The sequence below is a fragment of the Zwartia hollandica genome, assembly GCF_019923725.1.
GTDB lineage: Bacteria > Pseudomonadota > Gammaproteobacteria > Burkholderiales > Burkholderiaceae_B > Zwartia > Zwartia hollandica.
Genome location: NZ_JAHXRI010000001.1, coordinates 70,253 through 94,619, shown reverse-complemented (window position 1 = coordinate 94,619; position 24,367 = coordinate 70,253). Strand labels below are relative to the sequence as shown.

At 52.0% G+C, this 24,367-nt stretch carries 23 protein-coding genes; 19 read left to right on the top strand and 4 right to left on the bottom strand.

Annotated features, from left to right (window positions below; genetic code table 11):
* Positions 1-17: 17 nt before the first annotated feature.
* The 5 genes from KZZ10_RS00425 to KZZ10_RS00405 all read left to right on the top strand — a co-directional run bounded on the left by KZZ10_RS00425 (position 18) and on the right by KZZ10_RS00405 (position 5,964).
* On the top strand, positions 18-1,772 hold the full coding sequence (locus tag KZZ10_RS00425) for a PAS domain-containing sensor histidine kinase (RefSeq protein WP_259659517.1): 1,755 nt from the start codon (positions 18-20) through the stop codon (positions 1,770-1,772).
* Entirely contained in the window at positions 1,769-2,395 is a 627-nt protein-coding gene (locus KZZ10_RS00420) for a response regulator transcription factor (protein ID WP_259659516.1), read from the top strand. Before KZZ10_RS00425 ends, KZZ10_RS00420 begins: the two co-directional genes overlap by 4 nt.
* The gene (folD, locus tag KZZ10_RS00415; protein WP_259659515.1) at positions 2,392-3,258 is read left to right on the top strand and encodes a bifunctional methylenetetrahydrofolate dehydrogenase/methenyltetrahydrofolate cyclohydrolase FolD; all 867 of its coding nucleotides are present in this window, start codon (positions 2,392-2,394) and stop codon (positions 3,256-3,258) included. The genes KZZ10_RS00420 and folD overlap by 4 nt, the downstream gene beginning before the upstream one ends.
* Positions 3,255-5,330 (top strand): M3 family metallopeptidase, encoded by a 2,076-nt coding sequence (locus KZZ10_RS00410; protein WP_259659514.1) that lies wholly within the window; start codon positions 3,255-3,257, stop codon positions 5,328-5,330. Before folD ends, KZZ10_RS00410 begins: the two co-directional genes overlap by 4 nt.
* A gap of 61 nt (positions 5,331-5,391) precedes the next feature.
* On the top strand, positions 5,392-5,964 hold the full coding sequence (locus KZZ10_RS00405; protein ID WP_259659813.1) for an SCO family protein: 573 nt from the start codon (positions 5,392-5,394) through the stop codon (positions 5,962-5,964).
* Here the strand turns inward: KZZ10_RS00405 and KZZ10_RS15440 are convergent.
* The gene (locus KZZ10_RS15440) at positions 5,941-6,147 is read right to left on the bottom strand and encodes a heavy-metal-associated domain-containing protein (protein WP_375372516.1); all 207 of its coding nucleotides are present in this window, start codon (positions 6,145-6,147) and stop codon (positions 5,941-5,943) included. The two genes, KZZ10_RS00405 and KZZ10_RS15440, sit on opposite strands and share 24 nt — an antisense overlap.
* Positions 6,148-6,177: 30 nt before the next feature.
* On the opposite strand from KZZ10_RS15440, the gene KZZ10_RS00400 reads away from it, so the two are divergent.
* Positions 6,178-8,475, top strand: coding sequence for a heavy metal translocating P-type ATPase (locus tag KZZ10_RS00400; RefSeq protein WP_259659513.1), 2,298 nt, complete (start codon positions 6,178-6,180; stop codon positions 8,473-8,475).
* Here the strand turns inward: KZZ10_RS00400 and KZZ10_RS00395 are convergent.
* Together KZZ10_RS00395 and KZZ10_RS00390 are read right to left on the bottom strand one after the other, a co-directional pair.
* A complete protein-coding gene (locus KZZ10_RS00395; protein ID WP_259659512.1) occupies positions 8,472-9,050 on the bottom strand; it encodes a nitroreductase family protein in 579 nt (192 codons plus the stop codon). The genes KZZ10_RS00400 and KZZ10_RS00395 overlap by 4 nt on opposite strands.
* 102 nt (positions 9,051-9,152) lie before the next feature.
* Positions 9,153-9,356 carry a cold-shock protein gene (locus tag KZZ10_RS00390; RefSeq protein ID WP_028816786.1) on the bottom strand — a complete coding sequence of 68 codons (204 nt, stop codon included), beginning with the start codon at positions 9,354-9,356 and terminating at the stop codon, positions 9,153-9,155.
* Between the two features lie 346 nt (positions 9,357-9,702).
* Between KZZ10_RS00390 and KZZ10_RS00385 the strand changes: the two genes are divergently transcribed.
* The 5 genes from KZZ10_RS00385 to KZZ10_RS00365 are packed head-to-tail and all read left to right on the top strand — an operon-like array spanning position 9,703 to position 14,435.
* Positions 9,703-10,998, top strand: coding sequence for a D-amino acid dehydrogenase (locus tag KZZ10_RS00385; protein ID WP_259659511.1), 1,296 nt, complete (start codon positions 9,703-9,705; stop codon positions 10,996-10,998).
* Between the two features lie 34 nt (positions 10,999-11,032).
* Positions 11,033-12,112: an alanine racemase gene (gene alr / locus KZZ10_RS00380; protein ID WP_259659510.1), complete on the top strand. Its 1,080-nt coding sequence runs from the start codon at positions 11,033-11,035 to the stop codon at positions 12,110-12,112.
* A 38-nt stretch (positions 12,113-12,150) separates the two neighbouring features.
* Positions 12,151-12,930 (top strand): exodeoxyribonuclease III, encoded by a 780-nt coding sequence (gene xth, locus KZZ10_RS00375; RefSeq protein WP_259659812.1) that lies wholly within the window; start codon positions 12,151-12,153, stop codon positions 12,928-12,930.
* Positions 12,931-12,935: 5 nt separating this feature from the next.
* The gene (locus tag KZZ10_RS00370) at positions 12,936-13,796 is read left to right on the top strand and encodes a VOC family protein (protein WP_259659509.1); all 861 of its coding nucleotides are present in this window, start codon (positions 12,936-12,938) and stop codon (positions 13,794-13,796) included.
* A gap of 18 nt (positions 13,797-13,814) precedes the next feature.
* On the top strand, positions 13,815-14,435 hold the full coding sequence (locus tag KZZ10_RS00365) for a glutathione S-transferase family protein (RefSeq protein ID WP_259659508.1): 621 nt from the start codon (positions 13,815-13,817) through the stop codon (positions 14,433-14,435).
* Here the strand turns inward: KZZ10_RS00365 and KZZ10_RS00360 are convergent.
* The gene (locus tag KZZ10_RS00360; protein ID WP_259659507.1) at positions 14,432-15,790 is read right to left on the bottom strand and encodes an MmgE/PrpD family protein; all 1,359 of its coding nucleotides are present in this window, start codon (positions 15,788-15,790) and stop codon (positions 14,432-14,434) included. The two genes, KZZ10_RS00365 and KZZ10_RS00360, sit on opposite strands and share 4 nt — an antisense overlap.
* Before the next feature lie 120 nt (positions 15,791-15,910).
* Between KZZ10_RS00360 and KZZ10_RS00355 the strand changes: the two genes are divergently transcribed.
* The 8 genes from KZZ10_RS00355 (at position 15,911) to KZZ10_RS00320 (ending at position 24,357) form a co-directional block, all read left to right on the top strand.
* Positions 15,911-16,888 carry a Bug family tripartite tricarboxylate transporter substrate binding protein gene (locus tag KZZ10_RS00355; RefSeq protein ID WP_259659506.1) on the top strand — a complete coding sequence of 326 codons (978 nt, stop codon included), beginning with the start codon at positions 15,911-15,913 and terminating at the stop codon, positions 16,886-16,888.
* Positions 16,889-16,976: 88 nt separating this feature from the next.
* Positions 16,977-17,774 (top strand): SDR family NAD(P)-dependent oxidoreductase, encoded by a 798-nt coding sequence (locus tag KZZ10_RS00350; RefSeq protein WP_259659505.1) that lies wholly within the window; start codon positions 16,977-16,979, stop codon positions 17,772-17,774.
* 58 nt (positions 17,775-17,832) lie between these two features.
* Positions 17,833-18,999 (top strand): acetyl-CoA acetyltransferase, encoded by a 1,167-nt coding sequence (locus KZZ10_RS00345; protein ID WP_259659504.1) that lies wholly within the window; start codon positions 17,833-17,835, stop codon positions 18,997-18,999.
* Positions 19,000-19,013: 14 nt separating this feature from the next.
* Positions 19,014-20,594 carry an acyl-CoA synthetase gene (locus tag KZZ10_RS00340; protein WP_259659811.1) on the top strand — a complete coding sequence of 527 codons (1,581 nt, stop codon included), beginning with the start codon at positions 19,014-19,016 and terminating at the stop codon, positions 20,592-20,594.
* 19 nt (positions 20,595-20,613) lie between these two features.
* Positions 20,614-21,591, top strand: a complete 978-nt coding sequence (locus KZZ10_RS00335) for a 2-hydroxyacid dehydrogenase (protein ID WP_259659503.1) — start codon at positions 20,614-20,616, stop codon at positions 21,589-21,591.
* 77 nt (positions 21,592-21,668) lie between these two features.
* The gene (locus KZZ10_RS00330; protein ID WP_259659502.1) at positions 21,669-22,457 is read left to right on the top strand and encodes a class II aldolase/adducin family protein; all 789 of its coding nucleotides are present in this window, start codon (positions 21,669-21,671) and stop codon (positions 22,455-22,457) included.
* A gap of 10 nt (positions 22,458-22,467) precedes the next feature.
* Positions 22,468-23,364: an amidohydrolase family protein gene (locus KZZ10_RS00325; protein WP_259659501.1), complete on the top strand. Its 897-nt coding sequence runs from the start codon at positions 22,468-22,470 to the stop codon at positions 23,362-23,364.
* Between the two features lie 21 nt (positions 23,365-23,385).
* Positions 23,386-24,357 carry a Bug family tripartite tricarboxylate transporter substrate binding protein gene (locus KZZ10_RS00320; protein WP_259659500.1) on the top strand — a complete coding sequence of 324 codons (972 nt, stop codon included), beginning with the start codon at positions 23,386-23,388 and terminating at the stop codon, positions 24,355-24,357.
* Positions 24,358-24,367 lie beyond the last annotated feature (10 nt).

Sequence of the window (24,367 nt, the reverse complement as noted above, 5' to 3'; positions counted from 1 at the left end):
TAATATGGATAACCCGAATGTCCAACTCTCCTAAGTCGGTTGTTTCAACTCCGTTTCAAGACCAAGCGCGTCTCAGGCGACGACGATGGTATTGGCTCACGCCCATGCTCGTATTGGTCTTGTACGCCTGTGTGATGAGCGCATTTTTTTGGCTTCAGCGCCTACATGACGGCAGCGTCATGTTCATCACGATCGATCAGGAAATGCGTCAACAGCGCTTAATCTGGGTGGTGATCGGGCTATCAGTGGTTATCGTTTTTGCCTTGCTCATGCTGTGGCGTTATACGCACTACCGATCGAAAGCCGAAGCCGCACTCATTACAGAGACAGGCTTTCGTCGAGCGATGGAAAACTCCATGTCGACCGGGATGCGGGTGCTTGATTTAGAAGGTCGAATTGCTTATGTGAACCCCGCCTTCTGCCGAATGATCGGTTGGAACGAGGCTGATCTTATCGGACGCATGCCGCCTTTCCCGTACTGGGTGCCAGGCCAACACGATAGCCAGCAACAGGTTCTCGATAGTGTGTTGTCGGGAAAGGCCCCAAGCACTGGGGTAGAAATTGAGGCACAGCGCCGAGATGGTTCACGCTTTAGTGCGCGGATGTATGTTTCCCCGTTACTCGATCCAAAGGGTACTCAAATTGGCTGGATGACCTCCATGACCGATATCACCGAGCCTAAGCGTATCCGCGAGGCGCTCACTGCGGCGCATGAGCGTTTCATGACTGTGCTTGAAGGTCTAGATGACGCGATTTCCGTCACAGCGGACACCAATGACGGCGTCGAGCTACTATTTGCCAATCGCACCTACCGGCGACTCTTCGGATCACAAACACAAGGGCACGAAGAGATGCTTGCTGGTCGTCGGGGTCGTTATACCGATGAGTCCGTCGAAGTCTTTTCGGAGTCCGTGCAGAAGTGGTTCGAAGTTCAACATCGAATGTTGGCCTGGACAGATGGACGCCGTGTACGCCTCCAAGTCGCGCGCGACATCACCGAGCGTCGCAAACACGAAGAAGCCTCACGCGTGCAGCAAGAAAAAATCCAGATAACTAGCCGGCTAACAACAATGGGAGAGATGGCATCATCCTTGGCCCATGAACTGAACCAACCGCTTACGGCGATTGCTAACTACAGTATGGGCGCGGTCGCTATGGTGAAGGCTGGACATACTGATATGGCGACCTTGCTTCCCGCCCTGGAAAAGGCGGCTGCGCAAGCGCAACGCGCAGGAAAGATCATTAGTCGCATCCGCGATTTTGTCAAACGCAGCGAGCCTCGCAGGCAGAACGTACCCATCCAAACGATCGTCGATAACGCGATCAGTCTGGCAGAAATCCATGCAAGAAAAAGGCAAGTTGAGATTGTCCGTCATATTCCGGACCAGCTACCGGATGTCTACGCAGATCCAATTCTAATTGAGCAGGTATTGCTGAACTTGTTGAAAAACGGTCTTGAGTCGATGGATCAAGCCGGTCTGAACACTCTAGAACTCGATGTTTCGTTACACGATAATCAAATAGAAGTAGCCGTGAAAGACCGAGGCCACGGCCTGGCAGAGCCCGAGCGGCTGTTTGAACCTTTTTTCAGCACAAAATCTGAAGGACTCGGCATGGGTTTGAATATTTGCCGAACCATCATTGAATCGCATCACGGGCGCCTCTGGGCCACAAACAACCCAGTAGGCGGAACTATTTTTCGCTTTACACTACCGTGCGCTTCTAACCTAGAAGCAGAGCACAGCCATCAGTCAGAGGAGTTGCCAGTATGAACACCCCAAACGTCGCAAGCACTGTATTTATCGTTGACGATGACGAGGCGGTGCGAGACTCACTGCGCTGGTTGCTTGAAGCGAACGGCTACCACGTTAGTGCGTTCTCAAGCGCCGAAAGCTTTCTTACCGCCTTTGATGAGAAAACTGCTGGCGTGTTGATAGTAGATGTGCGCATGCCTGGCATGAGTGGACTCGAACTTCAGGAACAGCTCATCGCGCGTAAGTCGTCGATGCCGATCGTTTTCATTACCGGTCACGGTGATGTCCCGATGGCTGTCTCGACAATCAAAAAGGGCGCGATCGACTTTTTAGAGAAGCCTTTTGACGAGACCGACTTACGCGAAATTGTGGCGCGTATGTTTGAACAAGCGAACCAGCGTCTAACGCAAGCCAAGGCCCAGCGCGAACATGAGGCGATGTTAGGTCGTCTGACCGCTCGCGAACAACAAGTCTTAGAACGCATTGTGGCCGGGCGACTTAATAAGCAAATAGCCGATGACTTAGGCATTAGTATTAAGACAGTAGAAGCGCATCGTGCAAACATCATGGAAAAACTCCAGGTCACAACCGTCGCAGACTTGATGAAAGTTGCGTTGGCAAAGCCTGAGGCGCACACATGACAGCTAAGGTCATTGACGGTGTCAAACTTGCCGCAAGCATTCGCGAACAAGTCGCTGAGCGTGCTGCGGTACTCACTAGGCAGGGAGTCAAACCGGGCTTAGCAGTCGTATTAGTCGGCAGCGATGCCGCCTCACAGGTGTACGTGCGTAATAAGGTTGCCGCCTGCGAAAAAGCCGGTTTGCACTCAGTCCTCGAACAGTATCCTGCGGACTTGACCGAAGACGCCCTACTCAGTCGAATCAGAACCCTTAATGCTGACAAAACCATCCACGGTATATTAGTTCAGCTGCCTCTGCCGAAGCATATTGACGCGCATCGCGTGATCGAAGCAATCGCCGCCGAGAAGGACGTCGATGGGTTTCATATCAGTAATGCTGGGCTCTTAATGACCGGCACGCCCCTCTTTCGACCCTGCACGCCATACGGTGTGATGAAAATACTTGAGTCTGAGCAGGTCGTCTTGCGTGGTGCAGTAGCCGTAGTGGTCGGTGCCAGCAATATTGTGGGCAAACCGATGGCAATGCTGCTGCAAGCGGCTGGTGCCACAGTGACTATTTGCAACTCTAAGACGCGCGATCTCGCCTGGCACACACGTCATGCTGACATTGTTGTCGTGGCCACTGGGAAACCTGGGATGGTCACCGGTGACATGATTAAACCTGGCGCAATTGTGATTGATGTGGGGATTAACCGTACGGCAGACGGAAAGCTTTGCGGTGACGTGGATTACGCCTCGGTGAGCCAAGTCGCAGGCGCCATTACACCTGTTCCCGGGGGCGTCGGTCCCATGACCATCGCCATGCTGCTCGTCAACACTATCGAGGCGGCCGAGCGCTCCAACGCATCCGGCATAACACCATGAACCCATTACTTATTCCAATCCAACAGTTTGTCGACTATGCCGCGGTGCGTCCGGAGCATATCGAACAAGCAATACCCACCTTGCTCGCTAAAGCGCGGGCTGCGGTTGAGCTTGCCTCGCAGGATGATCGTCCTGCGACCTGGCAACTAGTGGTGGATGCTGTTGACAGTGCAAGCGAGCCACTCTGGCGTGCATGGTCTGTTGCAGGTCATTTGAATGCAGTCGTCAACACGCCGGAGTTGCGCGCTGCCTATAACGCCATGCTGCCGGCTATTAGTGAATACTCAACTTGGGTTGGCCTGCATACTGGCTTGTATACGAAATATAGACAGCTAAGAGACAGTGCCGAGTTTTCTCAACTATCTCCACAAAGGCAGCGCGTGGTAGCGCTGTCACTACGCGACTTCAAGCTCAGCGGCGTCGAACTCAAAGGCGAGTCCCGAGAAGCGTATGCGACCAACTCAGACAAGCAAGCTCAAGTTTCGCAAAAGTTTTCAGAGAATGTATTGGATGCAACGGACGCCTGGAGCCTTGTGATTCATGATGTCGGCCGCCTGTCGGGCGTGCCGGCTGACGTGCTCAGCGCGATCAAAGATCCAATTAAGCAGGCATGGACATTGAATTTAAAAATGCCCTGCTACTTACCCGTGATGCAGTACGCACAAGATCGCGAGCTGCGTCGAACGCTCTACCATGCTTACGCCACCCGTGCCTCCGAACAAGGTGATAAAGCATTTGATAACTCGACCTTAATCGAGGAGTCTCTCGCGCTGCGGGCTCAAGAAGCTGGGCTCCTAGGGTTTAAACATTACGCCGAGTTACGTTTGCAAACCAGGATGGCCAAAGGCGCTCAAGAGGTGATCGACTTCTTGAGGCAACTGACCGAGAAAGCCAAACCATTCGCGAAACAGGATTTAGCCGAGCTCACAGAGTTTGCTCACACATCCCTTAACCTGACGGACTTGCAACCCTGGGATATCGCCTTTGTATCGGAGCGCTTACGTGAGGCACGCTATGACTACTCAGAAGATGAAGTCAAACAGTACTTTACCGAGCCGCGGGTTCTGAAAGGTCTTTTTGAGGTCATCAACACCCTTTTTCAGGTCGAGCTCGTTGAGTACCCTGTAAGTGGGTGGTGCCCCGAAGTAAGCGGCTATGCAGTCAAGACGCTTGAAGGCCGAACCCTTGGCTACCTAATGATCGATCTGCATGCGCGTTCTGGCAAACAAGGTGGAGCATGGGTGGACAGCGAGCGCAGCAGACATCGTGTAGACAATGAAGTACGTCTCCCCATCATTTACCTAACGTGTAACTTTGCAGGGCCGAACGGTGGACGTCCTGCGTTACTGACCCACGACGATGTCATCACTCTATTTCACGAAGCGGGCCACGCATTACATGCCCTGCTTTCTGAAGTTGACGAACTCGGCGTGTCGGCTTTTTCAAGCGTTGAATGGGATGCCATCGAACTACCTTCTCAGTTCATGGAGAATTTTTGCTGGGATTGGACTGTTTTGCAAAGCTTGACTGCCCATGTCGATACGGGCGCACCCCTACCGCGACCGCTTTACGACAAGATGTTAGCGGCGAAAAACTTTCAAAGCGGTATGCAGACTGTCCGTCAAGTCGAGTTCTCATTGTTTGATATTCTGATTCATCGGCAGCTCCAAGGTGTGTCGATCGCAGACGTCATGTCGCAGCTTTCAGCGGTACGCCAAGAGGTAGCGGTTCTTATACCTCCCGCGTGGCACAGATTTCCCCATAGTTTTTCTCACCTCTTTGCAGGCGGCTACGGCGCTGGCTACTACAGTTACAAGTGGGCAGAGGTTCTGTCCTCTGACGCATACGAAGCCTTTGAAGAGGCTGCAAGTAACTCAGCTTCGCATAGGCAGGCCAGAGCCAGCACACTCGACACTGAGACGGGTTTACGCTTTCGGCGTGAAATCTTAGCGGTAGGTGGCGCACGGCCTGCGGCGGAGTCCTTTCGGAGTTTTAGAGGGCGCGAACCGAAGCTCGATGCACTGTTGCGACATCACGGCATGACGCCCATCCAAGCCCCATCCCAACCCTAGGAAGATCGCGTTGACTGTGTTGCTGACCATCTTAAGGCGAGGTGTACTAGCGTGTGCCACGATGGTTGTGCTTGCGCTCTCCGCTTGCTCAGACTCAAACATAAAATGGTCGTTATACGATGTGAGCGGACATCTACCTGATCTCCGGTTTTCGCTACAAGCCGCAGGCAATCAAACAATGACCGAAAAGGATTTCACTGGTCAGACTGTGCTAATGTTTTTCGGCTATGCAAGTTGCCCAGACATCTGTCCGACAACCATGGCACAGCTTACCGAAGTCGTGAACAAGCTAGGAGATCGCGCCAAAGACGTAAAAATTGTTTTTGTCAGCGTTGATCCACATCGTGACACCCCTGACGTGCTGCAAGCCTATGTCAAAGCATTTAGTACTAGCGCTATTGGCTTGACCGGCAACGAGAAGCAAGTTGCTGACCTCGCGCGACGCTACCGTATTGCCTACCAAATAGAAAAGCCTAAACCGGGTGACAGTGCTGATGTGTATGACATCACGCATAGCCGAGGCGTATTCATATTTGATCGATTTGGACGCGCCCGACTTCTTGCCTCAGATACTGAGAAAATCGATACAGTCGTTTCGGACCTAAAACAGCTACTCGACCAAACTAAGCGTTGAACTGTAACCTGCCTCGTTGAGGATCGCTTGCAGTTCTGACGCGTTGGGTCCATTCTTTACCTCAACGGTTCTATGACTGAGATCGCAAACGACGTTTGCTGAATCGTATTTGCCCAGAATTGCAGCTGTAATTGATTTGACGCAATGATTACACGACATCTCGGGGACATTAAGTTTTATCATGACAGTTCCATTCGGTATGCTCGACTTATTATGGCTCATAAATTGATCAACAACGAACGTTTTGTAGCCTCGGTTGATCTACATATCGAGGATATGACCTGTGCCTCTTGTGTCTTGCGTGTCGAGAAAGCGCTTTGCGCTGTCCCTGGTGTCGCTAGGGCTCAAGTAAATTTGGCAACACAGCGCGCAACCTTAACTTTTGCCGAGCAACCCGCTGACCCCGCCGCTATCGTCACGCACGCAATTGCTGCAGCGAGTCATGCTGGCTACCCCGCTACTGAAATTACCGACGACACGCAGGATGACGATAGCTTGGTTCAACAACGAGCCGTCGAACAACAGCACTTGCAAACCAACTTGTTTATTTCGCTTGGCTTAACTGTGCCGGTCTTCTTGCTTGAAATGGGATCCCATGCCTCGAAACAGGTACACCAGCTCATCCATGACACTCTTGGCCTGCAATTCAGTTGGACCTTGCAAGCAGTCTTGACGTCCCTCGTCATGTTTGGACCAGGGCGTGTGTTTTTTCGCAAAGGCCTACCGGCACTATGGCACCGCGTTCCGGATATGAACTCCCTTGTCGCGTTAGGCGCTGGCAGTGCGTGGCTCTATTCCTTAGCCGCACTGATCGCACCGAATTGGCTGCCCGAGAATGCGCGCTTTGTTTACTTTGAAGCTGCAGCGGTGATTATTACGTTGATTATTCTTGGTCGCTGGCTTGAGGCGCGAGCGAAAGGTCGTACGGGGGATGCGGTGCAACATCTCATTGGACTTCAGCCACACACGGCACACTTCGTCAAGGGTGATAATGAAATCGTAGAGGTTGCAATAGAGGTCATTAAGCCAGGAGACTATCTACTCGTTCGTCCGGGCGAACGCCTACCCACGGACGGAGTCATCACGCAAGGGACGCCGTACATCGACGAATCGATGATCACAGGCGAACCTGTCGCATCCGAGAAACACCCCGGAGACGCGGTGACAGGCGGCACCCTGAACACGACGCGCAGCTTTACGTTTCAGGCCACACATACGGGTCGAAACACCGTGCTGGCGCAAATTGTGCGCATGGTTCAAACCGCACAGGGCGCAAAGCTACCCATCCAAGCAGTTGTCGATCAAATTACCGCTTGGTTTGTACCAGCAATCCTCTTATGTGCACTCTCAACTTTTTTGATTTGGTATCTTATCGGACCAGATCCTCGATTTTCTCATGCACTTATTTCTGCTGTTGCAGTCCTAATTATCGCGTGTCCCTGCGCGATGGGCCTTGCTACACCGACTTCTGTGATGGTGGGTACCGGACGCGCAGCGCAAGCGGGCATCCTCTTTCGGCACGGTGATGCTCTTCAGCGACTACGGGACGTCACAGTAATCGCGTTCGATAAGACAGGAACCTTGACAGCCGGCAAACCTCAAGTCACTGACCTAGAAATTATTGACCCAACATTTTCCCTTGAGACCGTGCTGAGTTGGACTGCAGCGATGCAGTCCCATTCGGAACACCCGATCGCGCGTGCATTCGTACAGGCTGCCAACGAACGCTCTTTAAACATTCCCTTGGCACAGGAGTTTGAAGCGCAGACCGGTGCGGGAGCGAAGGCCCTTGTTGCAGGACGCTGGGTGTCAGCCGGCACATCGCAATACATGAACGAACAAGGACTTGAAACAGTGGATCAACAGCAGCGTATGACAGATTGGGGGCTGTTAGCTAAAACACCAATCCTGATCGCGATTGATAGCACGATCGTAGCGGTCGCAGCCTTGTCTGATCCCATCAAGCCAACCGCGAAGTTTGCGATACAGTCGATTAAATCAGCTGGCATTCACACAGTCATGATCACCGGCGATCATCCTCTGACGGCGCGCGCAGTCGCAGATACCCTGGGCATCGACGAGGTCCACGCTAATGTATTACCAGTCGGTAAAGTTGAGCGCCTGCAACGAATGCAAAAAGCTGGGCAAGTCGTAGCCTACGTTGGCGATGGCATCAACGATGCACCTGCCTTGGCCACAGCCGATGTCGGAATTGCTATTGGAACAGGTACGGACATAGCAATCGAATCCGCGAGCGTGGTGCTCATTTCTGATAATCTCAACGGACTCATCAATGCGATAACGCTATCGCATGCAACTCTGAAAAACATCCATCAAAATTTGTTTTGGGCCTTCGCCTACAACGTTGCCTTGGTTCCAATTGCTGCAGGCGTGTTGTACCCGACTTTCGGAATCCAATTATCACCAGCCTTTGCTGCGGCCGCTATGGCGTGCTCCAGCGTTTTTGTCGTGGCGAACGCTCTGCGTCTTAAACAACTCAAACTTCGCTAACCAGCAGAAGCCGGCTTCCAGACTGTCGTGAGCGTCTCGGGAGCAGGACGTTGGGCAGGCGATGGCAGACTGATCGGCGTACCAACTGCCAAAAAGCCAACAAAGCGATAATCCAGTGGGTCAAAGCCGAGAGCCTCGGGTACCTCATCGGTATAGCTGCCTAGGCCAGTGCTCCAGTAGCTAGAGAATCCCATCATGTGTGCTGCGTTCTGAATGTTCATTGCAGCTGCGCCCATCGATAGTGTCTGTTCGATTTCAGGCACCTTCTCATTATTGTGGGATATTTTGTAGGCCATCCCAATCAGCAGCGGCACGGTCGAAAGCCACTTACGTGTGTTCTGCTCTTTTTGCGCAGTGACCTCGCGCCCTGAGCGACGCGTTGCTGCGATCGCCAAATCAGCAAAGGCATCGATGTGCTCGCGATAAATCAACGCGAAGCGCCAAGCGCGCAATGCTGAGTGATCAGGGGCGCACACCGCAGCCCGGAGCAAAGTATCGATCTGCTCTGCACTCGGACCTGGCGCTTGCACAAGCTTCTGAGAGCGACGGGAAATAAGTTCTTGCACACTAGACATACATACTCGCAGGTGAATGAATTAAAAAAACCCTGCATCACTCTCGCGACACAGGGCTTTCAGTACCGATGGCTTGCACTAAGCAAACCAGCCGGTTAAGAATTACAGCACTTGAATATTGGTTGCGCTTGGGCCTTTGGCGCCCTGACCGATTTCAAAGCTGACTTTCTGGTTTTCTTCGAGAGTCTTGTAACCGCTCGAGCGAATTTCTGAATAGTGAGCGAACAAATCCTTGCCGCCGCCATCAGGCATGATAAAACCATAACCTTTTTCAGCATTGAACCACTTCACGACACCAGTTGCCATTTCAAACTTCCTTGATAGATAAAAAAACGGGCAAAAACGCCCAACGTGCTAGATGATCAAGGAAGGGATAGACACCACTGATTACCACTAAGGGCGACAGCCTAGGTACAAAAACCGCGTCGCTTGAGAATCTTGCCACTTGAGTGTAGTGGCGAAGGTTGACAGAGTCAAACAAAAACTTGGTGGATTTTGCTGTTAAGTACCTGATTTTGCAGTTTTCTCTGAAAAGATGCTCAAAAAGCAACAAATATAGTGAATACTCAAAATGAAGGTCAAAAAAACATAAGAAACCACTGACAGACTAGTCTTAAACTTTAACTTTCCACTGGTTGAGTGTACTTATCCCATGAAAGTAATCGTTTTAGGCGCCGGAGTCATCGGAACAACCACTGCCTACTACTTGGCCAACGCAGGTGTACAGGTTACGGTTATCGATCGTCAGCCAAGCGTCGCAAACGAAACAAGTTTTGCGAATGCCGGACAAGTGTCCCCTGGCTACTCCACACCTTGGGCTGCCCCGGGCATCCCGTTTAAGGCCTTGAAGTGGATGTTTCAGCGTCACGCCCCACTCGCGATTCGTCTGGACGGGAGCCTCTGGCAGCTCAAATGGATGGCCAGCATGTTAGGTCAATGTAACGCACAGCGGTATGCGATCAATAAAGAACGCATGATGCGAGTTGCGGAATACAGCAGACATTGTTTAGACACACTGCGACTGGAAACAGGAATCGCCTACGAGCAGCGCACACGCGGGACTTTGCAGCTGTTCCGGACGCAAGCACAAATGGATGCCGTCGGACGCGATATCGACGTACTCAAAGAACTAGGCGTACCCTACGAGCTGCTGTCGGCGACAGAGCTCAAGTCAGCCGAACCCGCCCTTGCCTTTGCGCATACGCCCTTAGCCGGAGGCTTACGCTTACCAAGCGATGAGACCGGCGATTGCCACATGTTCACAACCAAACTCGCACACATGGCACAAAACCTTGGGGTCGAGTTCATCTACGACACGGCGATTGAGGAAATCTTGCATGCCAACGGATCGATGGTTGGGGTTCGCTCAGGCATGCAAACATACCGAGCTGATCGGTACGTAGTAGCGCTTGGTAGCTACTCGCGAAGCGTCCTTTCCGACCTCGGACTGAACATTCCCGTCTACCCTGTGAAAGGCTACTCCTTAACAATTCCTCTGATCGATGAAACGCTAGCCCCGCAATCTACGGTATTGGACGAAACCTACAAAGTCGCCGTCACGCGTTTCGATAATCGAATACGCGTTGGGGGAATGGCCGAACTCGGAGGTTTTGATTTAGGACTAAACCCACAACGCAGGGAAACGCTTGAAAAGGTGGTGACCGATCTGTTCCCGGGGGGCGATCTCACACAAGCAAGTTTTTGGACTGGGTTGCGACCGATGACGCCGGATAGCACGCCAATTATTGGGCCCACTTCGATTAGTAACCTTTACTTAAACACCGGTCACGGAACACTCGGATGGACGATGGCCTGTGGTTCGGGAAAACTCGTAGCGGATCAGGTCACCGGCAAACGCCCTGAGATCAGCACAGATGGGCTAAGTCTCAGCCGCTATCTCCGCACCGCGAGTGACCACCCTATCAAAGCCACCAGCGTTCCAGCCTGATATCATTGCAGATCATTTTTGCTCAGTCCTAAGCATGACGCGTCCTACCAAAGCAACGATTGACCTAACAGCCCTTAGAGCAAACTATCTTTGGGGGCGTTCGCAACAACAAGGTAATGCCCTTGCCGTCGTAAAAGCCAACGCGTATGGTCATGGCGCAGTCGCCTGCGCGACTGCTTTAGCCGACATTGCTGATGGCTTTGCCGTCGCATTCTGTGCAGAAGCAATCGAGCTCCGAAACGCAGGCATCACAAACCCCGTTCTCGTTTTGGAGGGTTGTTTTAATCTCGCGGAACTTCGGCAGGCTCAACAGCAATCGCTCTGGGTGGTGATCCACCAAGACAGTCAGCTTCAGGATCTAGAAACTGCAAGCTTTGAAGCAAACTCTTTACATGTATGGCTCAAAGTGGATAGTGGGATGCACCGGGCAGGCTTTGCGCTTGAAGACGTACAAGCGGCACACAAGCGTCTAACCGAATGTCCGGCTGTTGCCTCCGTCACACTCATGTCACACTTCGCCTCGTCAGACGAACCCGACAAACAAACAACTCTCAGACAGATCAAGGCCTTCGAAGAAGCGACCCGTGGCCTGCCTGGCGCACGCAGTCTCAGTAACTCCGGAGCGGTGATGGCATGGCCTCAAGCCTCACGAGACTGGGCGCGTCTAGGTATTTTGCTCTACGGTGCCGACCCCCTGCCTCATCCGATCGATCGTTTGACTCCTGTCATGACCTTACAAAGCGAAGTATTTGCCGAGCGCTGGCTCGAAGCAGGCGAGCCGATTGGGTACGGAGAAAAATTTGTCACGCAAGCAAGGACGCGCGTGGGCCTAGTCGCTATCGGTTATGCCGATGGCTACCCGCGAGTCGCGCCAAGCGGCACGCCTGTCTCGGTTGACGGAGAAGTCACGAGAATCATTGGGCGGGTATCAATGGACATGATCACCGTCGACCTAACCCCGCTCCTCAGCGCAGGCATCGGCAGCAAGGTCGAATTATGGGGTAAACAAATTGACGTCAACCAGATTGCGAAAGCCGCTGGCACGATTTCCTACGAGCTGCTGTGCAATGTCAAGCGAATTCCAAAAGAGTATATCGGTGGCATTGCGGTTTAGAATCAGCGTTCTTGGCTGAAGGCTTAAAAGGTATGGCGATGCAGCTTGCTACATGGAACGTTAATTCTCTTAAAGTACGACTCCCTCAAGTGCTTGCGTGGCTTGCGCAAAATCCTGTCGATGCATTGTGCCTGCAAGAACTCAAGCTTGATCATGACAAGTTCCCCTTACAGGCGTTTAAAGAAATCGGCTACCACGCTTCTTGGGCAGGCCAAAAAACATATAACGGAGTTGCCGTGATTTCGAGGGCACAAGGCCTCAATGAAACGAGAAACATCCCAGGCTATGATGATCCGCAACAGCGCGTAATCGCCACTACTTTGCCCTTTGGTCAGGAGTCCATACGCGTCATTAGCGCCTACTGTCCAAACGGACAGTCCCTCGATAGCGACAAGTATGTTTACAAGCTCGATTGGTTTAAAGCTTTTGCCCAGTGGTTAAAAGTCGAGAAACAGACCCACCGACACATTGCTGTTCTTGGCGACTACAACGTGGCTCCTAAAGACGAGGATGTGCACAATCCTGAAAAGTGGGTTGGACAGGTTCTGGTTTCCGACCCCGAGCGCGCTGCGCTTGCCGCCTTAGTCGACTTGGGCTTTACCGATGCATTTCGACTTTTTGAGCAACCACCCAAATCATTTAGCTGGTGGGACTATCGGATGAATAGTTTTAAGCGAAACGCCGGCGTGCGCATTGACCACGTGCTGCTGTCCGAGTCCTTGGTGCCTCACTGTCAGTCTTGCATCATAGACAAGGGCCCAAGGGGTAACGAACAGCCGTCTGACCATACCCCCGTTATTGCGACTCTTTCTTTCTGAAACCCATGTCTCTTGCACAAAACCTCTCGCTTGATCACCTGGTAATCAATGTCCATTACGACATGGATCGAGCGCAACGGATATTTGAGCACCTTGGTTTCTATTTGACTACACGAGGGTTTCATAGTCTTGGATCGATCAACCATCTTATGACGTTCGATACAGACTATCTAGAGCTGGTTGGCGTGCCAACCGATTCGGTCAAGGTCCGACGAGAAATCCTGCAAAGTCCTCAAGGCCTCGATGGACTTGTATTTAAAACGGCGAACGCCTCAAAGACGTACCAGGCAATCAAGACGCAAGGCTTTGCGCTGACAGAGGTTCAAACTTTTGGGCGTCCGGTCGAGCTAGCAGGAAAGGTGAAGGACGCCAAGTTCAAGACGACCCGACTACAACCAGGACAGTTTGAGGCAGGCAGGCTCTATTACTGCCAGCACTTAACGCCAGAACTTGTTTGGCGTCCGGAGTGGCAAAGCCATCCCAACACCAGTCATGCCATTGCGGCGATCTTAATCGTTGACCCAAAGCCCCGCGCCCAAGCAAAACGCTACGCTGCATTGGCTAATGCCTTCGTGCGCAGAGGCCAACACGGCGAGAGCCGCGTCACCTGTCAAGACTTTGAACTCGTGTTCGTCACCGAAAATGAGTATCGAGCACTTTATGGGACGCATGCCTGCTCCGGAAAAGGTCGCAAGAGTTTTTTTGGTGCAATGGCGCTCTTCGCACGCGATCTTTGTCAGGTGCGCGAGTTCATCATCCAGGCCGTGGACAAGAATGCTGGCATTCAATGGACCGATCACGGCGACCGCATTACCTTATCTTTGACGCAATATGAAGTGGTTATTGACTTCATTCAATCTGAATAAAAATACGGAGAAAAACCTATGCTCACCATTTGGGGCAGAATCACATCTATTAACGTCCGCAAGGCGGTCTGGGCTGCAGAGGAGCTTGGCATACCGTATCAGCGTATCGATGCTGGTGGGACGTTTGGGCTGACTAAGACACCTGAGTATCTAGCGATGAACCCGAACTCAGTCGTACCGACACTGGTCGATGGTGATTTCACCCTTTGGGAGTCAAATGTCGTTGTTCGATATCTTTGCGCAAAGCACTCGATGGGAGATTTATACCCTGCCGAGCTACAAGCGCGTTTTAATGCAGAGCGATGGATGGATTGGCAACAAACGACATTTAGCCCTTCGGGACGGGATGCTTTCTGGCAACTCATCCGAATACCCGGTCCAGAACAAGACTCCCAAAAAATTGAGGCGTCGATTGCGTCCACAAATATTTTGCTCGATCGTTTTGAACACCATCTGACACAGAACGAATATGTCGGCGGAACCAAGCTAACGATGGCGGATATTCCAATGGCTTGCGAAATCCATCGCTGGTATGGCTTGCCCCTCGAAAGAAAATCACGCCCAAGAATAGAGGCTTGGTACGACAGAATTAATTCAAGGCCTGCCTCCAAAAACGTACTAACTTATCCCCTCACTTAAGGCTTTGGCGTAAGGGCTGCAAATACGGATGATAGTTTTTGCGTGGGCAAGCTAAAGCATGCACGAGCCAAGGCGGCTGCGTCGACGGCGGGTTGTCCGTAGGCACAGCAATCGACGCCCTTAGCAACGAGCTCCTCGTCTGACAGCGGGAGTTCTTTGCTTCCGCGCAGCTGATCGATACGTTTGACCAATACCTTCCCATCTCGCAAGGTGATGCGTAGTTGCGCCCAGCGCGGGAACATTGGTGGCTCTGCCTCGCGCACTGACACGCGAGAGAGAAAGGCCTGGACCTCTGGACGTAGTACGGCCTGATCGTCAAAACTACTAAGACCCACTTTTTTGTCTAAAAGAGCCGCCGTCACGGCGTACTGCATACTGAACTTTCCCTCAAGCCCTGTCTGTGGGCAATCGTAAATAAGCGGCACCGTCGCACGGAAATTTGTCAGCACTTCAACACGATCGACTTCTGACAAAGAAAGGCCAGGATACTCCGCCAGCAAATCCATCAAACCGTCCAGCGTGCGGTGAGTAGCGTAGCAAAGCGGATATTTTTTTATTTCTATACCGCCGGTCTCAATTTCAAATGGCAGGCTTCCAAGCTGATCCATTTGCGCGCACAGGTCCGCTCCGTCGGCGTAAAGAGCGCTGTACCCTTGGTCGCCATCGAGCGCGTGAGGCGATGAATCAAAGCCAAGTCTAGCTAGACCGATCGAGCGCAACGCAAGTGCATTAGCCTGCCCTGCCTGAAACGGCTTGGACATTGTGCCGAAATTTTGCCGCGATCCAGCGATCTGTGCGACAGCGATACCGAGCGCATTGACACACTGCCCATGAGGCAGATGAAGCAACCGCGCGCAGGCAGCGACTGCACCAAGGCTCGCAATCGAAGAGGTGGAGTGCCAGCCCTTCGCGTAGTGGTCATCGACCATTGCGCGCGCAAGTCGCAGACAAACCTCAAAACCAACAACATACGCGTCAAGAACCTCTTTTCCCTCGGCATTAATCGTCTCACCAAGAGCCAATAATGCAGGAAACATTGCAACACTCGGATGCCCCCGCAATGGAGAAGACACATCGTCATAATCCAGCGCATGCCCCATTGTTCCGTTTACTAGCGCGGCGAGCTCAATTGGGAGCTGCTCTCCGGTTGTCCAAACCCGGGCACCTCCTGATGGTCCCTGGCCGCGGGCATATTCAACAACGAGCCTTGAAGCAGGCTCGCGCGCACCGGCCAAGGCACAGACCACCGTATCAAACAAGGCGCGCGCGGCTACGTGGTACTGGTCAGATGTGACATTGGCACTTTTAAACGACGTGATAAACGTCGCAATCTTATCGCTTGCGGGAGTAGTCATGAACGAGATCTTTCCTCTTATAGATTGTCTATTTGGATAGTAACGATATCTGCAGAGCTAGCAAGAGCGACTTTTCTTAGGCATACTAGTATGCATATAACAACATGACGGAGCAGACCCATGAAAGCCTTTTCTTTTCTCATCCGCGCGACTTTGGCTGGATCGATATTTTTTTCAACGGGACAGGTCATCGCGCAAGACTATCCATCGCGCGACATCACCTTTATCGTTCCTTACGCACCTGGCGGATCAACAGACCCGATTTCACGACAAATCGCGAGCCAGCTTGAAAAAGAACTCAAGGCCTCTGTCAATGTGGAAAACAAACCTGGTGGCTCGGCCACCGTGGGTGTCGGGCAAGTGATTCGCTCTAAACCTGACGGCTACACAATCGGGCTTTCATCAAACAGCGCTCTCGCCTACCAGCCTCTTGTCAACAAGGCTCTTACGTGGAAATCCCCCGCTGACTACCAATCAATCGTAACGCTCGTAAAACTTCCAGCGATCATCACGGTCAAGGCAGACTCTCCCTACAAATCGTTCGAAGATTTTATTGAAGCTGCTCGTCAAAACCCAGGAAAAATACGAGTCGCTGTCTCTGGGTATCGCACTGCACCGGATTTAGTTATCCAAGAGCTCAACAAGGTCGCCAATATTCGAATTGCAACCGTGCCCTTTACGGGCGGTGGTGGTGAGGCACTTATCGCACTGCTTGGTGGTCGCGTTGAAGCAACCAGTGGTTATGCCCCAACGGTCAAAGCCCATGTGCAAGCTGGCACTGTGCGGGTTCTCGCCGCATTTTCAAAAGACAAGTACTTCATGTTTCCCGAAGCGCAGTCAGTGGTTCAAGCCGGATACAACGTAACCCTACCAGCTGACTACGGCGTCGTCGCACCCAAAGGGCTCCCCAAAGACGTACTGGACAAATTGGTTAACGCTGCACTGAAGATTGGCAAAAGCGAGGAGTTTGCAAAGTTCGCCCAATCAAATGGTCTCGTACTGGATGTAGGCGGCCCGCAACAAATGGATGCCGAGATGACGGCCTACGGAAAGACCTTCACGGACTTAATTGCTTTTATGAGCAAAAAAACCCAATAAACAAGGATTTACTTAGCCCTGTATTTTGTTAAAGTTGGACCCTGAACTATTCGCTCGCTAATTTCCTTCACCCTTCAGGAGTTCAATTTTGAGCACAACGCAAACTACACGTCCGGTTGCCGTCGTCACTGGAGGCGCCCGAGGCATTGGTTTGGCTATTGCAAAATGGTTTTTAGCACATGATTATCGTGTCGCCTTGCTAGACATAGGGATGAGCACCCTGACGCAAACAGAGGCGGAGCTCCACAATCCTGAGCGCGTGCTTGCGCTAGCCTGCGACGTCTCTAAACCAGATCAAGTGCAAGCCAGCATCGACGCCGTTGCGAAAAAGTTTGGCCGTATTGATGCCTTAGTCAACAACGCTGGTGTCGCTGTATTCAAGCCAATCGGCGAAACCACCTTTGAAGAATTCCGACATGTACTGGGAACAAACTTGGATGGAGCTTTTCTTTGTTCGCAGGCCTGTGTGCCTTATATGAAGAAAGCTGGCGGCGGCGCAATCGTAAACATCGCGTCAATATCCGGTTTACGCGCCAGTACCTTACGCGTGGCGTACGGCACTAGTAAGGCAGCACTACTTCACCTGACCAAACAGCAAGCTGTCGAACTTGGCACAGTGGGTATTCGCTCAAATGCGGTCGCCCCTGGTCCTGTTGATACCGAAATGGCCAAACTTGTGCACAGCGTAGCGATCCGTTCTGACTACTACGACACAATTCCGATGAATCGATACGGTACGCCCGAAGAGATCGCAAATGCCGTTGGCTTTTTATGCAGCCCCGCGGCAGCATTTATCAACGGACAGTGCCTGGCTGTGGATGGTGGCTTTGATGCATCGGGCGTCGGCATACCGACACTGCGTAAAGCACAGACTGATTCGATCTGACTAGCGTTGGTTAACCTGGCGCGCACACAACATCTTTACTAATTTTTCGAGGTGACACATGAAGCAACAATATATCGTCGGCTGGGGTCATACACCCTTCGGAAAACTAGACAATATGGACTTCGACCAATTGATCCGCGATGCGGCCTTACCTGCGATCGAAAGTGCGGGACTAACGCCCTCGGATATCGACGCAATATTTGTCGGACACTTCAACGCGGGTTTCGTTCAGCAAGACTTTAGCGGTGCGCTGATGGGCATTGCGATCCCCGAGTTTAGACATACTCCAGCCGTTCGTATGGAGAACGCTTGCGCGACCGGTTCAGCGGCTATTTGGTCCGCACTTGATGCGCTGGCGAGCGGACGTATCAAACGCGCCCTCGTTGTCGGCATGGAAAAGATGAATACGCTCCCGAATAAAGAGATTGGGGAAATCTTACTCAAGGCTTCCTATGTTAAGGAGGAAGGCCACACTGAAGGCGGCTTTGCGGGAGTCTTTGGACAGATCGCTGGAGAATACTTTAAGCGTTACGGAGATCAGTCCGATGCACTTGCTGCGATTTCTGCGAAGAACCACGCAAACGGCGTACACAATCCGTACGCACACATGCGTCGTGACTTAGGTTTCGATTTTTGTCGCAATCCATCCGAAAAAAATCCGTTCGTTGCCGGCCCTCTCAAGCGTTCAGACTGCTCGTTGGTATCCGATGGTGCGGCCGCACTTGTCCTTTCAAATGAGCCTCTCCCCGGTGCGAAAGTCCCAGCGGTACGCTGGCGCTCGCGAACACACGTCAATGAGTTTTTGCCTCTGTCGCGACGTGATCCAACAGTTTTCGAAGGAGCCGCGCTTGCTTGGAAAAAAGGACTTAGCGATGCATCAATGTCATTGAATGACCTCCATTTTGTCGAAACGCACGACTGCTTCACGATTGCAGAAATGCTTGAGTATGAAGCAATGGGGCTGGCGCCAAAGGGACAAGGGGCACGCGTCATTTTGGACGGCGTCACGACAAAGAGTGGAAAGCTGCCTGTCAATCCATCCGGCGGCTTGAAGTCTCGCGGCCACCCAATCGGAGCGACCGGCGTGTCACAACATGTGATGGCGGCGATGCAACTCTCTGGCCTAGCCGGTGATATGCAGATTAAAAACGCGCATGCTGGCGCGGTATTCAACATGGGCGGCGCGTCCGTCGCGAACTACCTAAGCGTCTTGGAGTCTGTGTGAATCTTGCGCAGTCGATGAATCTGGGTCGTTTACTTACCCATACGGCTCAACTCTACCCGAACCATCGCGCTCTCATTCAAGGTGATACATCCTGGACGTGGGCGCAGCTGAACCAGCGCGTCAACGCCATGGTTACCTCGCTACGCAAGTTAGGTATAAAGAAAGGCGACCGCATTCTTTTACAATCGCGCAACAGTCTTCAAACATTTGAGAACTGCTGGACTGCGTTCAAACTTGGTTGCGTATGGGTCCCGACTAATTTTCGGCTCACCCCACCTGAAGTCGCTTATCTCGGCGCCTCGAGTGGTGCGGTCGCAATGATTGTTGAGGATGTTTTTCACGCGCACACCGATGCCGTGCGCGCTGCTTCTGACACGTTGCAGCATGTCATTGTGATCGGCACTCCGCGCGCGGGCGAGCTGTCGTACGAAACGCTAATATCGCAGCATGCGCTTGCCCCCGAGTGGTCCGAAACAGTTACCTACGACGATCCGCTCTGGTTTTTTTATACCTCCGGCACGACCGGTAAACCCAAAGCAGGTATTTTGACCCACGGTCAGATGGCCTTTGTAGTGAACAATCACCTAGCTGATCTGATTCCCGGAACCAACGAACGCGACTGCTCTATCGCTGTTGCACCACTTTCACATGGTGCGGGCATTCATGCCTTGCTTAATGTCGCGCGCGGTGCTGCCACCATACTTATGCCTAGCGAAAAGTTCGATCCAGCGATGTTTTGGGAATGCGTCGAGCGGTATAAAGTTACCAATCTCTTTACTGTTCCTACCATCATCAAAATGTTGGTCGAGCACCCAGCTGTGGATCAGTATGACCACAGCTCACTACGCTATGTCATCTACGCTGGCGCACCAATGTACCGAGCCGACCAAAAGCGCGCTCTAGAAAAACTCGGCAAGGTGCTTGTCCAGTACTTTGGACTTGGCGAGGTGACTGGAAACATCACGGTATTGCCCCCCGAGATGCACAGCGCTGACGATGCAGATCCGAACGCGAACATTGGATCGTGCGGACGCCCGCGCGTTGGCATGGAAGTTGCCATTCTGAGCGACAAGATGCAAGAGCTTGCCCGCGGCGAAATTGGTGAAATTTGCGTACGTGGACCCGCTGTTTTTGCTGGTTACTACGGTAACGAAGAAGCCACGCAGAAAGCCTTGCGCGGTGGTTGGTTCCATACTGGTGATCTCGGAAGAATGGATGAGCGAGGCCTGCTCTACATCACGGGTCGTGAATCAGACATGTATATTTCTGGCGGCTCGAATGTCTACCCAAAAGAAGTCGAAGAAGTACTTCTGACCCATCCAGGTGTTGCAGAGATTGCAATCGTTGGCATGCCTGACCCTAAATGGGGTGAGATCGGTGTCGCAGTTATCGTACGTCGCGCTGACGGACCAGCCGTCAGTGAAGTAGAACTCCTCGGATACCTTGAAGATCGTTGTGCCAAATATCGTTGGCCACGTCAATTCTTTTTCTGGGATGTCATGCCAAAATCTGGCTACGGAAAAATTGTAAAAAAAGATATAAAGAGCTTGCTCGTCGAGCGCGGTGAATTCACCTTGCCTGAGCAGGCATCATAAATTCAGTAAAGACCCCCTTATGTCGCAGCACATCGCCTTTTTAACGCCCATGGCAGAGCCGACGCGTGAGGTTGTACGCAGTTTGCTGCCCGATGGATTCACAATCGCCTTTGCCCAAACAAACGACGAGACTGAGCATCGTAAGATGGTTCCGGAAGCTTCAGTCATCATGGCTGTCGGCACCTATGTGACTGCTGAACTTATTGCGCTAGCGCCAAAACTCAAGCTCATTCAAAAATGGGGAATCGGCGTAGACAAGATTGATCTAAGCGCAGCGCGAAGCGCAGGGGTAACGGTTGCAATCACTGCTGGCGCAACATCGATCCCTGTGTCTGAACACGCGCTAATGCTAATGCTAGCCACGTCAAGACGTCTACCACTCGCACATCGAAGCCTGCAAGAAGGCAAGTGGATTGCCACCGAACTGCGCACAGAATGTTCAATGTTAGATGGTAAGACAGTTGGACTCTATGGCTTTGGCAACATCGCACGTTTTGTTGCTAAGCGTTTGAGAGGCTTTGAAGTCAAGATTATCTATCACAGCCGTCGCCGGGTTGATGCCGATATCGAAGCTCAGTTCCATGCGCAGTACGTTGACTTTGATACACTCCTGGTACAAAGCGATCTCCTCAGCCTTCACGCACCGCTCACACCCGAGACGCGACAGCTTTTCAATGCTGCAACGTTCAGAAAAATGAAACCAGGTTCCATCCTCATCAACACAGCACGCGGCGAGCTGGTTAATGAACCGGACCTTGTTCACGCACTGGAAACAGGACAACTATCCGGCGCTGGTCTTGACACTTTTTGCGGTGAACCGCCGAGCGCAACTAACCCCTTGTTCCATATGGATCAAGTGGTCGCGACACCCCACTCTGCGGGTGGAGTCTACGACAACGTCCCACATATTGTCGGCCACATGTTCCGTAATATTAAGCAATTTCACCAATCACAACCTCTTGATGCAGCAGATATTGTCGTTGCATCGCCCGCATAACAATCTCGCTAAGTAACAACTAGTACCCCGTCGGCCAAAGGTTTACTATTGGCCGAAATATCTATCAGGAGATCATCATGGCCGGTAAGTTTTCCACTCAATTCGAACCCTTGAAAGGAAAGGTCAGCCCCGAGGAATGGGAAGCGCGCGTTGCGCTAGCCGCTTGTTATCGTCTGATGGATAAATACGGCATGACCGACATGATCTATAACCACATCACCGCGCGGATCCCCGGCACTGAAGATCTGTTGATCAACCTCTACGGTTTGTTATACAAGGAAATCACGGCATCGAGCCTAGTGCGCATCACTGTTGAAGGTGACATCGTACGCAAGCCAGACACCGACTACGGAATCAACAAATCAGGGTATGTCATTCATGGATGCATTCATACTGCCCGCCCTGATATTCAATGTGTCATCCATACCCACACACGCGCCGGGATGGCTGTCTCTTCCATGTCTTGTGGCCTCTTACCCATGACGCAAACCGCGAGCCGCTTCAATAATCACATTGGTTATCACGACTTTGAAGGGCCTGCAGTAGACCTAGCTGAAAGAGAAGCCCTAGTGCGAGACCTAGGTGCCCACAACGCAATGATTCTGCGTAACCACGGCCTATTGACAAGCGGTGCGTCAGTTCCTCAAGCCTTCAACCTCATGTATCAACTCGAGATGTCTTGCCGCGCGCAGGTTGACGCCATGGCGGCTGGGACACAGCTTAGCCTTCCTTCGAAAGAAGTTTTGGAGAAATCGGCACACTTATATCAACCTAATGTACGCCGCCCTTATGGCGAACTTGAATGGCACGCGATGCTGCGTTTGTTAGACGCCGAGCCCGGTGGTTATCCACACTACGCCTCTTGAGGACCGCCTAATGAACGAGACTACAACGTTAGATTTTCGCGCAAATCCTCCATTTGCTCTTGCCGGAATCTGCGATTGCCACACACACGTGTTCCCACCCGCATCACAATTTCCTTTTGCCGCCAATAGGCACTACACCCCTGACACAGCGTCTGTAGAGAGTCTGCTCGCGATGCATCGTGACATAGGTGTCGAGCGCGTGGTGATCGTACATCCCAGCCCTTATGGCGATGACAACTCTTCATTGCTTTGGGCAATGCGCACTATCGGTAAGAACGCACGCGGTGTTGCTGTAATCAGTGACACGACAAGTACAGAGATGCTAAATACGCTACATCAAGGGGGCGTGCGAGGTACGCGTTTGAATTTAGAAACCGTTGGACAAAACGATCCTAGCATCGCCCAACAACAGTTGTTGCGCACTGCAAAGCAAGTTGCCCCGCTTGGTTGGCATATTCAGATGTATACCAACCTAGGTGTGATCGTAGGCTTGCACGAAACGATTATGCAATCCGCAGCCACCGTTGTGATTGACCACTTTGGACGATTGAATGCTGCGGCGGGACTGAATCAGCCTGGCTTTGATGCCCTCTTATCTCTCGTACGCTCGGGAAAAGTCTACGTCAAGCTATCCGCTGGCTATCGTGTGTCCGAAGTATCTGGCTACTCAGATCTCGACCCTTTTGCCGAAGCACTCATTGCTGCAAACCCAGACCGCATGCTCTGGGGTACAGATTGGCCTCATCCGTTTCCGCCCAAGGGCACGGTGCGCAACCCGGCTCTCATTGAAAAGTCTCATCCTGAGGACAATATGGCAGCCATTCGGCGAGTTGCGCGTTGGGCGAAGACGCAGGATATCGCCAAGAAAATCCTAGTCGATAACCCTGCCCGCCTCTACGACTTTTAATTTTTTGCTGAAGGAATGCCCATGAAACGTTTCCTCGCCATCGTCTCACTCTGTCTACTTCCCTTCTGCGGCATCGCACAAGATGCTGCGAACTACCCGAATCGACCTATTCGTCTGATCGTTCCTGTAGCGGCCGGAGGCAATGTCGATATCGTTGCCAGAAGTATTGCTGAGCCACTATCCAAAGCTCTCGGGCAACAGGTGATCGTCGAAAATCGTCCAGGCGCCAGTAGCTTGCTTGGCACAAATTTAGTCGCTAAAGCGCCTGCTGACGGCTACACCTTGCTGGCTCACTCCACGACATTTGTGACAGCATCAATTCTTGTAAAGAATGCGGGCTATGACCCGATGAAAGACTTCGCACCAATTACCTTAACTTGCCAGATCCCAATGGTTTTGGTTGTGAACCCCGAAAAAGTCAAAGTTCGAACTCTCAAAGAATTCATTGCACTTGCGCAGACACAGCCAAACAGTATGGCTTATGCCTCCTCTGGTAACGGATCAACCGGTCACATCGCGGCAGAGCTCTTTAGCGATGCAGCAAAAGTCTCTTATTTGCATGTTCCTTACAAGGGAAATGCGCAATCAATGGTTGATCTATTAGGCGGACAGATTCCCTTTATGTTTGATCAAGTCAGCACCTCTGCCAAATATGTAAAAGACGGGAAACTTGTCGCCTTAGGTGTAACGAGTAAAACACGGTCCCCAATCTTGCCTGACGTACCTACACTGGATGAATCAGGTCTCAAGGGGTTCAACGACTCAACCTTTAATGGCATCTTCGCACCCGCAGGCACACCACCGGCAATTATTAACAAGCTTCATGCCGAGATCAGTAAAATCCTCACGTCCCAAGAAATACAAAAGCGGTTTATTGCTCTGGGCATTGAGATGGCACCCAGCCCAACCCCAGCGGCCTTTGGGCAGTACATTCAGTCGCAGATCAATGCCTATCAGGACCTTGTACGCAAAGCCAACATTAAGGCTGACTAAACGATTGCAC

What these genes read in the sequence shown, in the direction of transcription:
- KZZ10_RS00425 (WP_259659517.1), top strand. Translation starts at nt 18, where the DNA reads ATGTCCAACTCTCCTAAGTCGGTTGTTTCAACTCCGTTTCAAGACCAA.
- KZZ10_RS00420 (WP_259659516.1), top strand. Translation starts at nt 1,769, where the DNA reads ATGAACACCCCAAACGTCGCAAGCACTGTATTTATCGTTGACGATGAC.
- folD (WP_259659515.1), top strand. Translation starts at nt 2,392, where the DNA reads ATGACAGCTAAGGTCATTGACGGTGTCAAACTTGCCGCAAGCATTCGC.
- KZZ10_RS00410 (WP_259659514.1), top strand. Translation starts at nt 3,255, where the DNA reads ATGAACCCATTACTTATTCCAATCCAACAGTTTGTCGACTATGCCGCG.
- KZZ10_RS00405 (WP_259659813.1), top strand. Translation starts at nt 5,392, where the DNA reads ATGGTTGTGCTTGCGCTCTCCGCTTGCTCAGACTCAAACATAAAATGG.
- KZZ10_RS15440 (WP_375372516.1), bottom strand. Translation starts at nt 6,147, where the DNA reads ATGATAAAACTTAATGTCCCCGAGATGTCGTGTAATCATTGCGTCAAA.
- KZZ10_RS00400 (WP_259659513.1), top strand. Translation starts at nt 6,178, where the DNA reads ATGGCTCATAAATTGATCAACAACGAACGTTTTGTAGCCTCGGTTGAT.
- KZZ10_RS00395 (WP_259659512.1), bottom strand. Translation starts at nt 9,050, where the DNA reads ATGTCTAGTGTGCAAGAACTTATTTCCCGTCGCTCTCAGAAGCTTGTG.
- KZZ10_RS00390 (WP_028816786.1), bottom strand. Translation starts at nt 9,356, where the DNA reads ATGGCAACTGGTGTCGTGAAGTGGTTCAATGCTGAAAAAGGTTATGGT.
- KZZ10_RS00385 (WP_259659511.1), top strand. Translation starts at nt 9,703, where the DNA reads ATGAAAGTAATCGTTTTAGGCGCCGGAGTCATCGGAACAACCACTGCC.
- alr (WP_259659510.1), top strand. Translation starts at nt 11,033, where the DNA reads ATGACGCGTCCTACCAAAGCAACGATTGACCTAACAGCCCTTAGAGCA.
- xth (WP_259659812.1), top strand. Translation starts at nt 12,151, where the DNA reads ATGCAGCTTGCTACATGGAACGTTAATTCTCTTAAAGTACGACTCCCT.
- KZZ10_RS00370 (WP_259659509.1), top strand. Translation starts at nt 12,936, where the DNA reads ATGTCTCTTGCACAAAACCTCTCGCTTGATCACCTGGTAATCAATGTC.
- KZZ10_RS00365 (WP_259659508.1), top strand. Translation starts at nt 13,815, where the DNA reads ATGCTCACCATTTGGGGCAGAATCACATCTATTAACGTCCGCAAGGCG.
- KZZ10_RS00360 (WP_259659507.1), bottom strand. Translation starts at nt 15,790, where the DNA reads ATGACTACTCCCGCAAGCGATAAGATTGCGACGTTTATCACGTCGTTT.
- KZZ10_RS00355 (WP_259659506.1), top strand. Translation starts at nt 15,911, where the DNA reads ATGAAAGCCTTTTCTTTTCTCATCCGCGCGACTTTGGCTGGATCGATA.
- KZZ10_RS00345 (WP_259659504.1), top strand. Translation starts at nt 17,833, where the DNA reads ATGAAGCAACAATATATCGTCGGCTGGGGTCATACACCCTTCGGAAAA.
- KZZ10_RS00340 (WP_259659811.1), top strand. Translation starts at nt 19,014, where the DNA reads ATGAATCTGGGTCGTTTACTTACCCATACGGCTCAACTCTACCCGAAC.
- KZZ10_RS00335 (WP_259659503.1), top strand. Translation starts at nt 20,614, where the DNA reads ATGTCGCAGCACATCGCCTTTTTAACGCCCATGGCAGAGCCGACGCGT.
- KZZ10_RS00330 (WP_259659502.1), top strand. Translation starts at nt 21,669, where the DNA reads ATGGCCGGTAAGTTTTCCACTCAATTCGAACCCTTGAAAGGAAAGGTC.
- KZZ10_RS00325 (WP_259659501.1), top strand. Translation starts at nt 22,468, where the DNA reads ATGAACGAGACTACAACGTTAGATTTTCGCGCAAATCCTCCATTTGCT.
- KZZ10_RS00320 (WP_259659500.1), top strand. Translation starts at nt 23,386, where the DNA reads ATGAAACGTTTCCTCGCCATCGTCTCACTCTGTCTACTTCCCTTCTGC.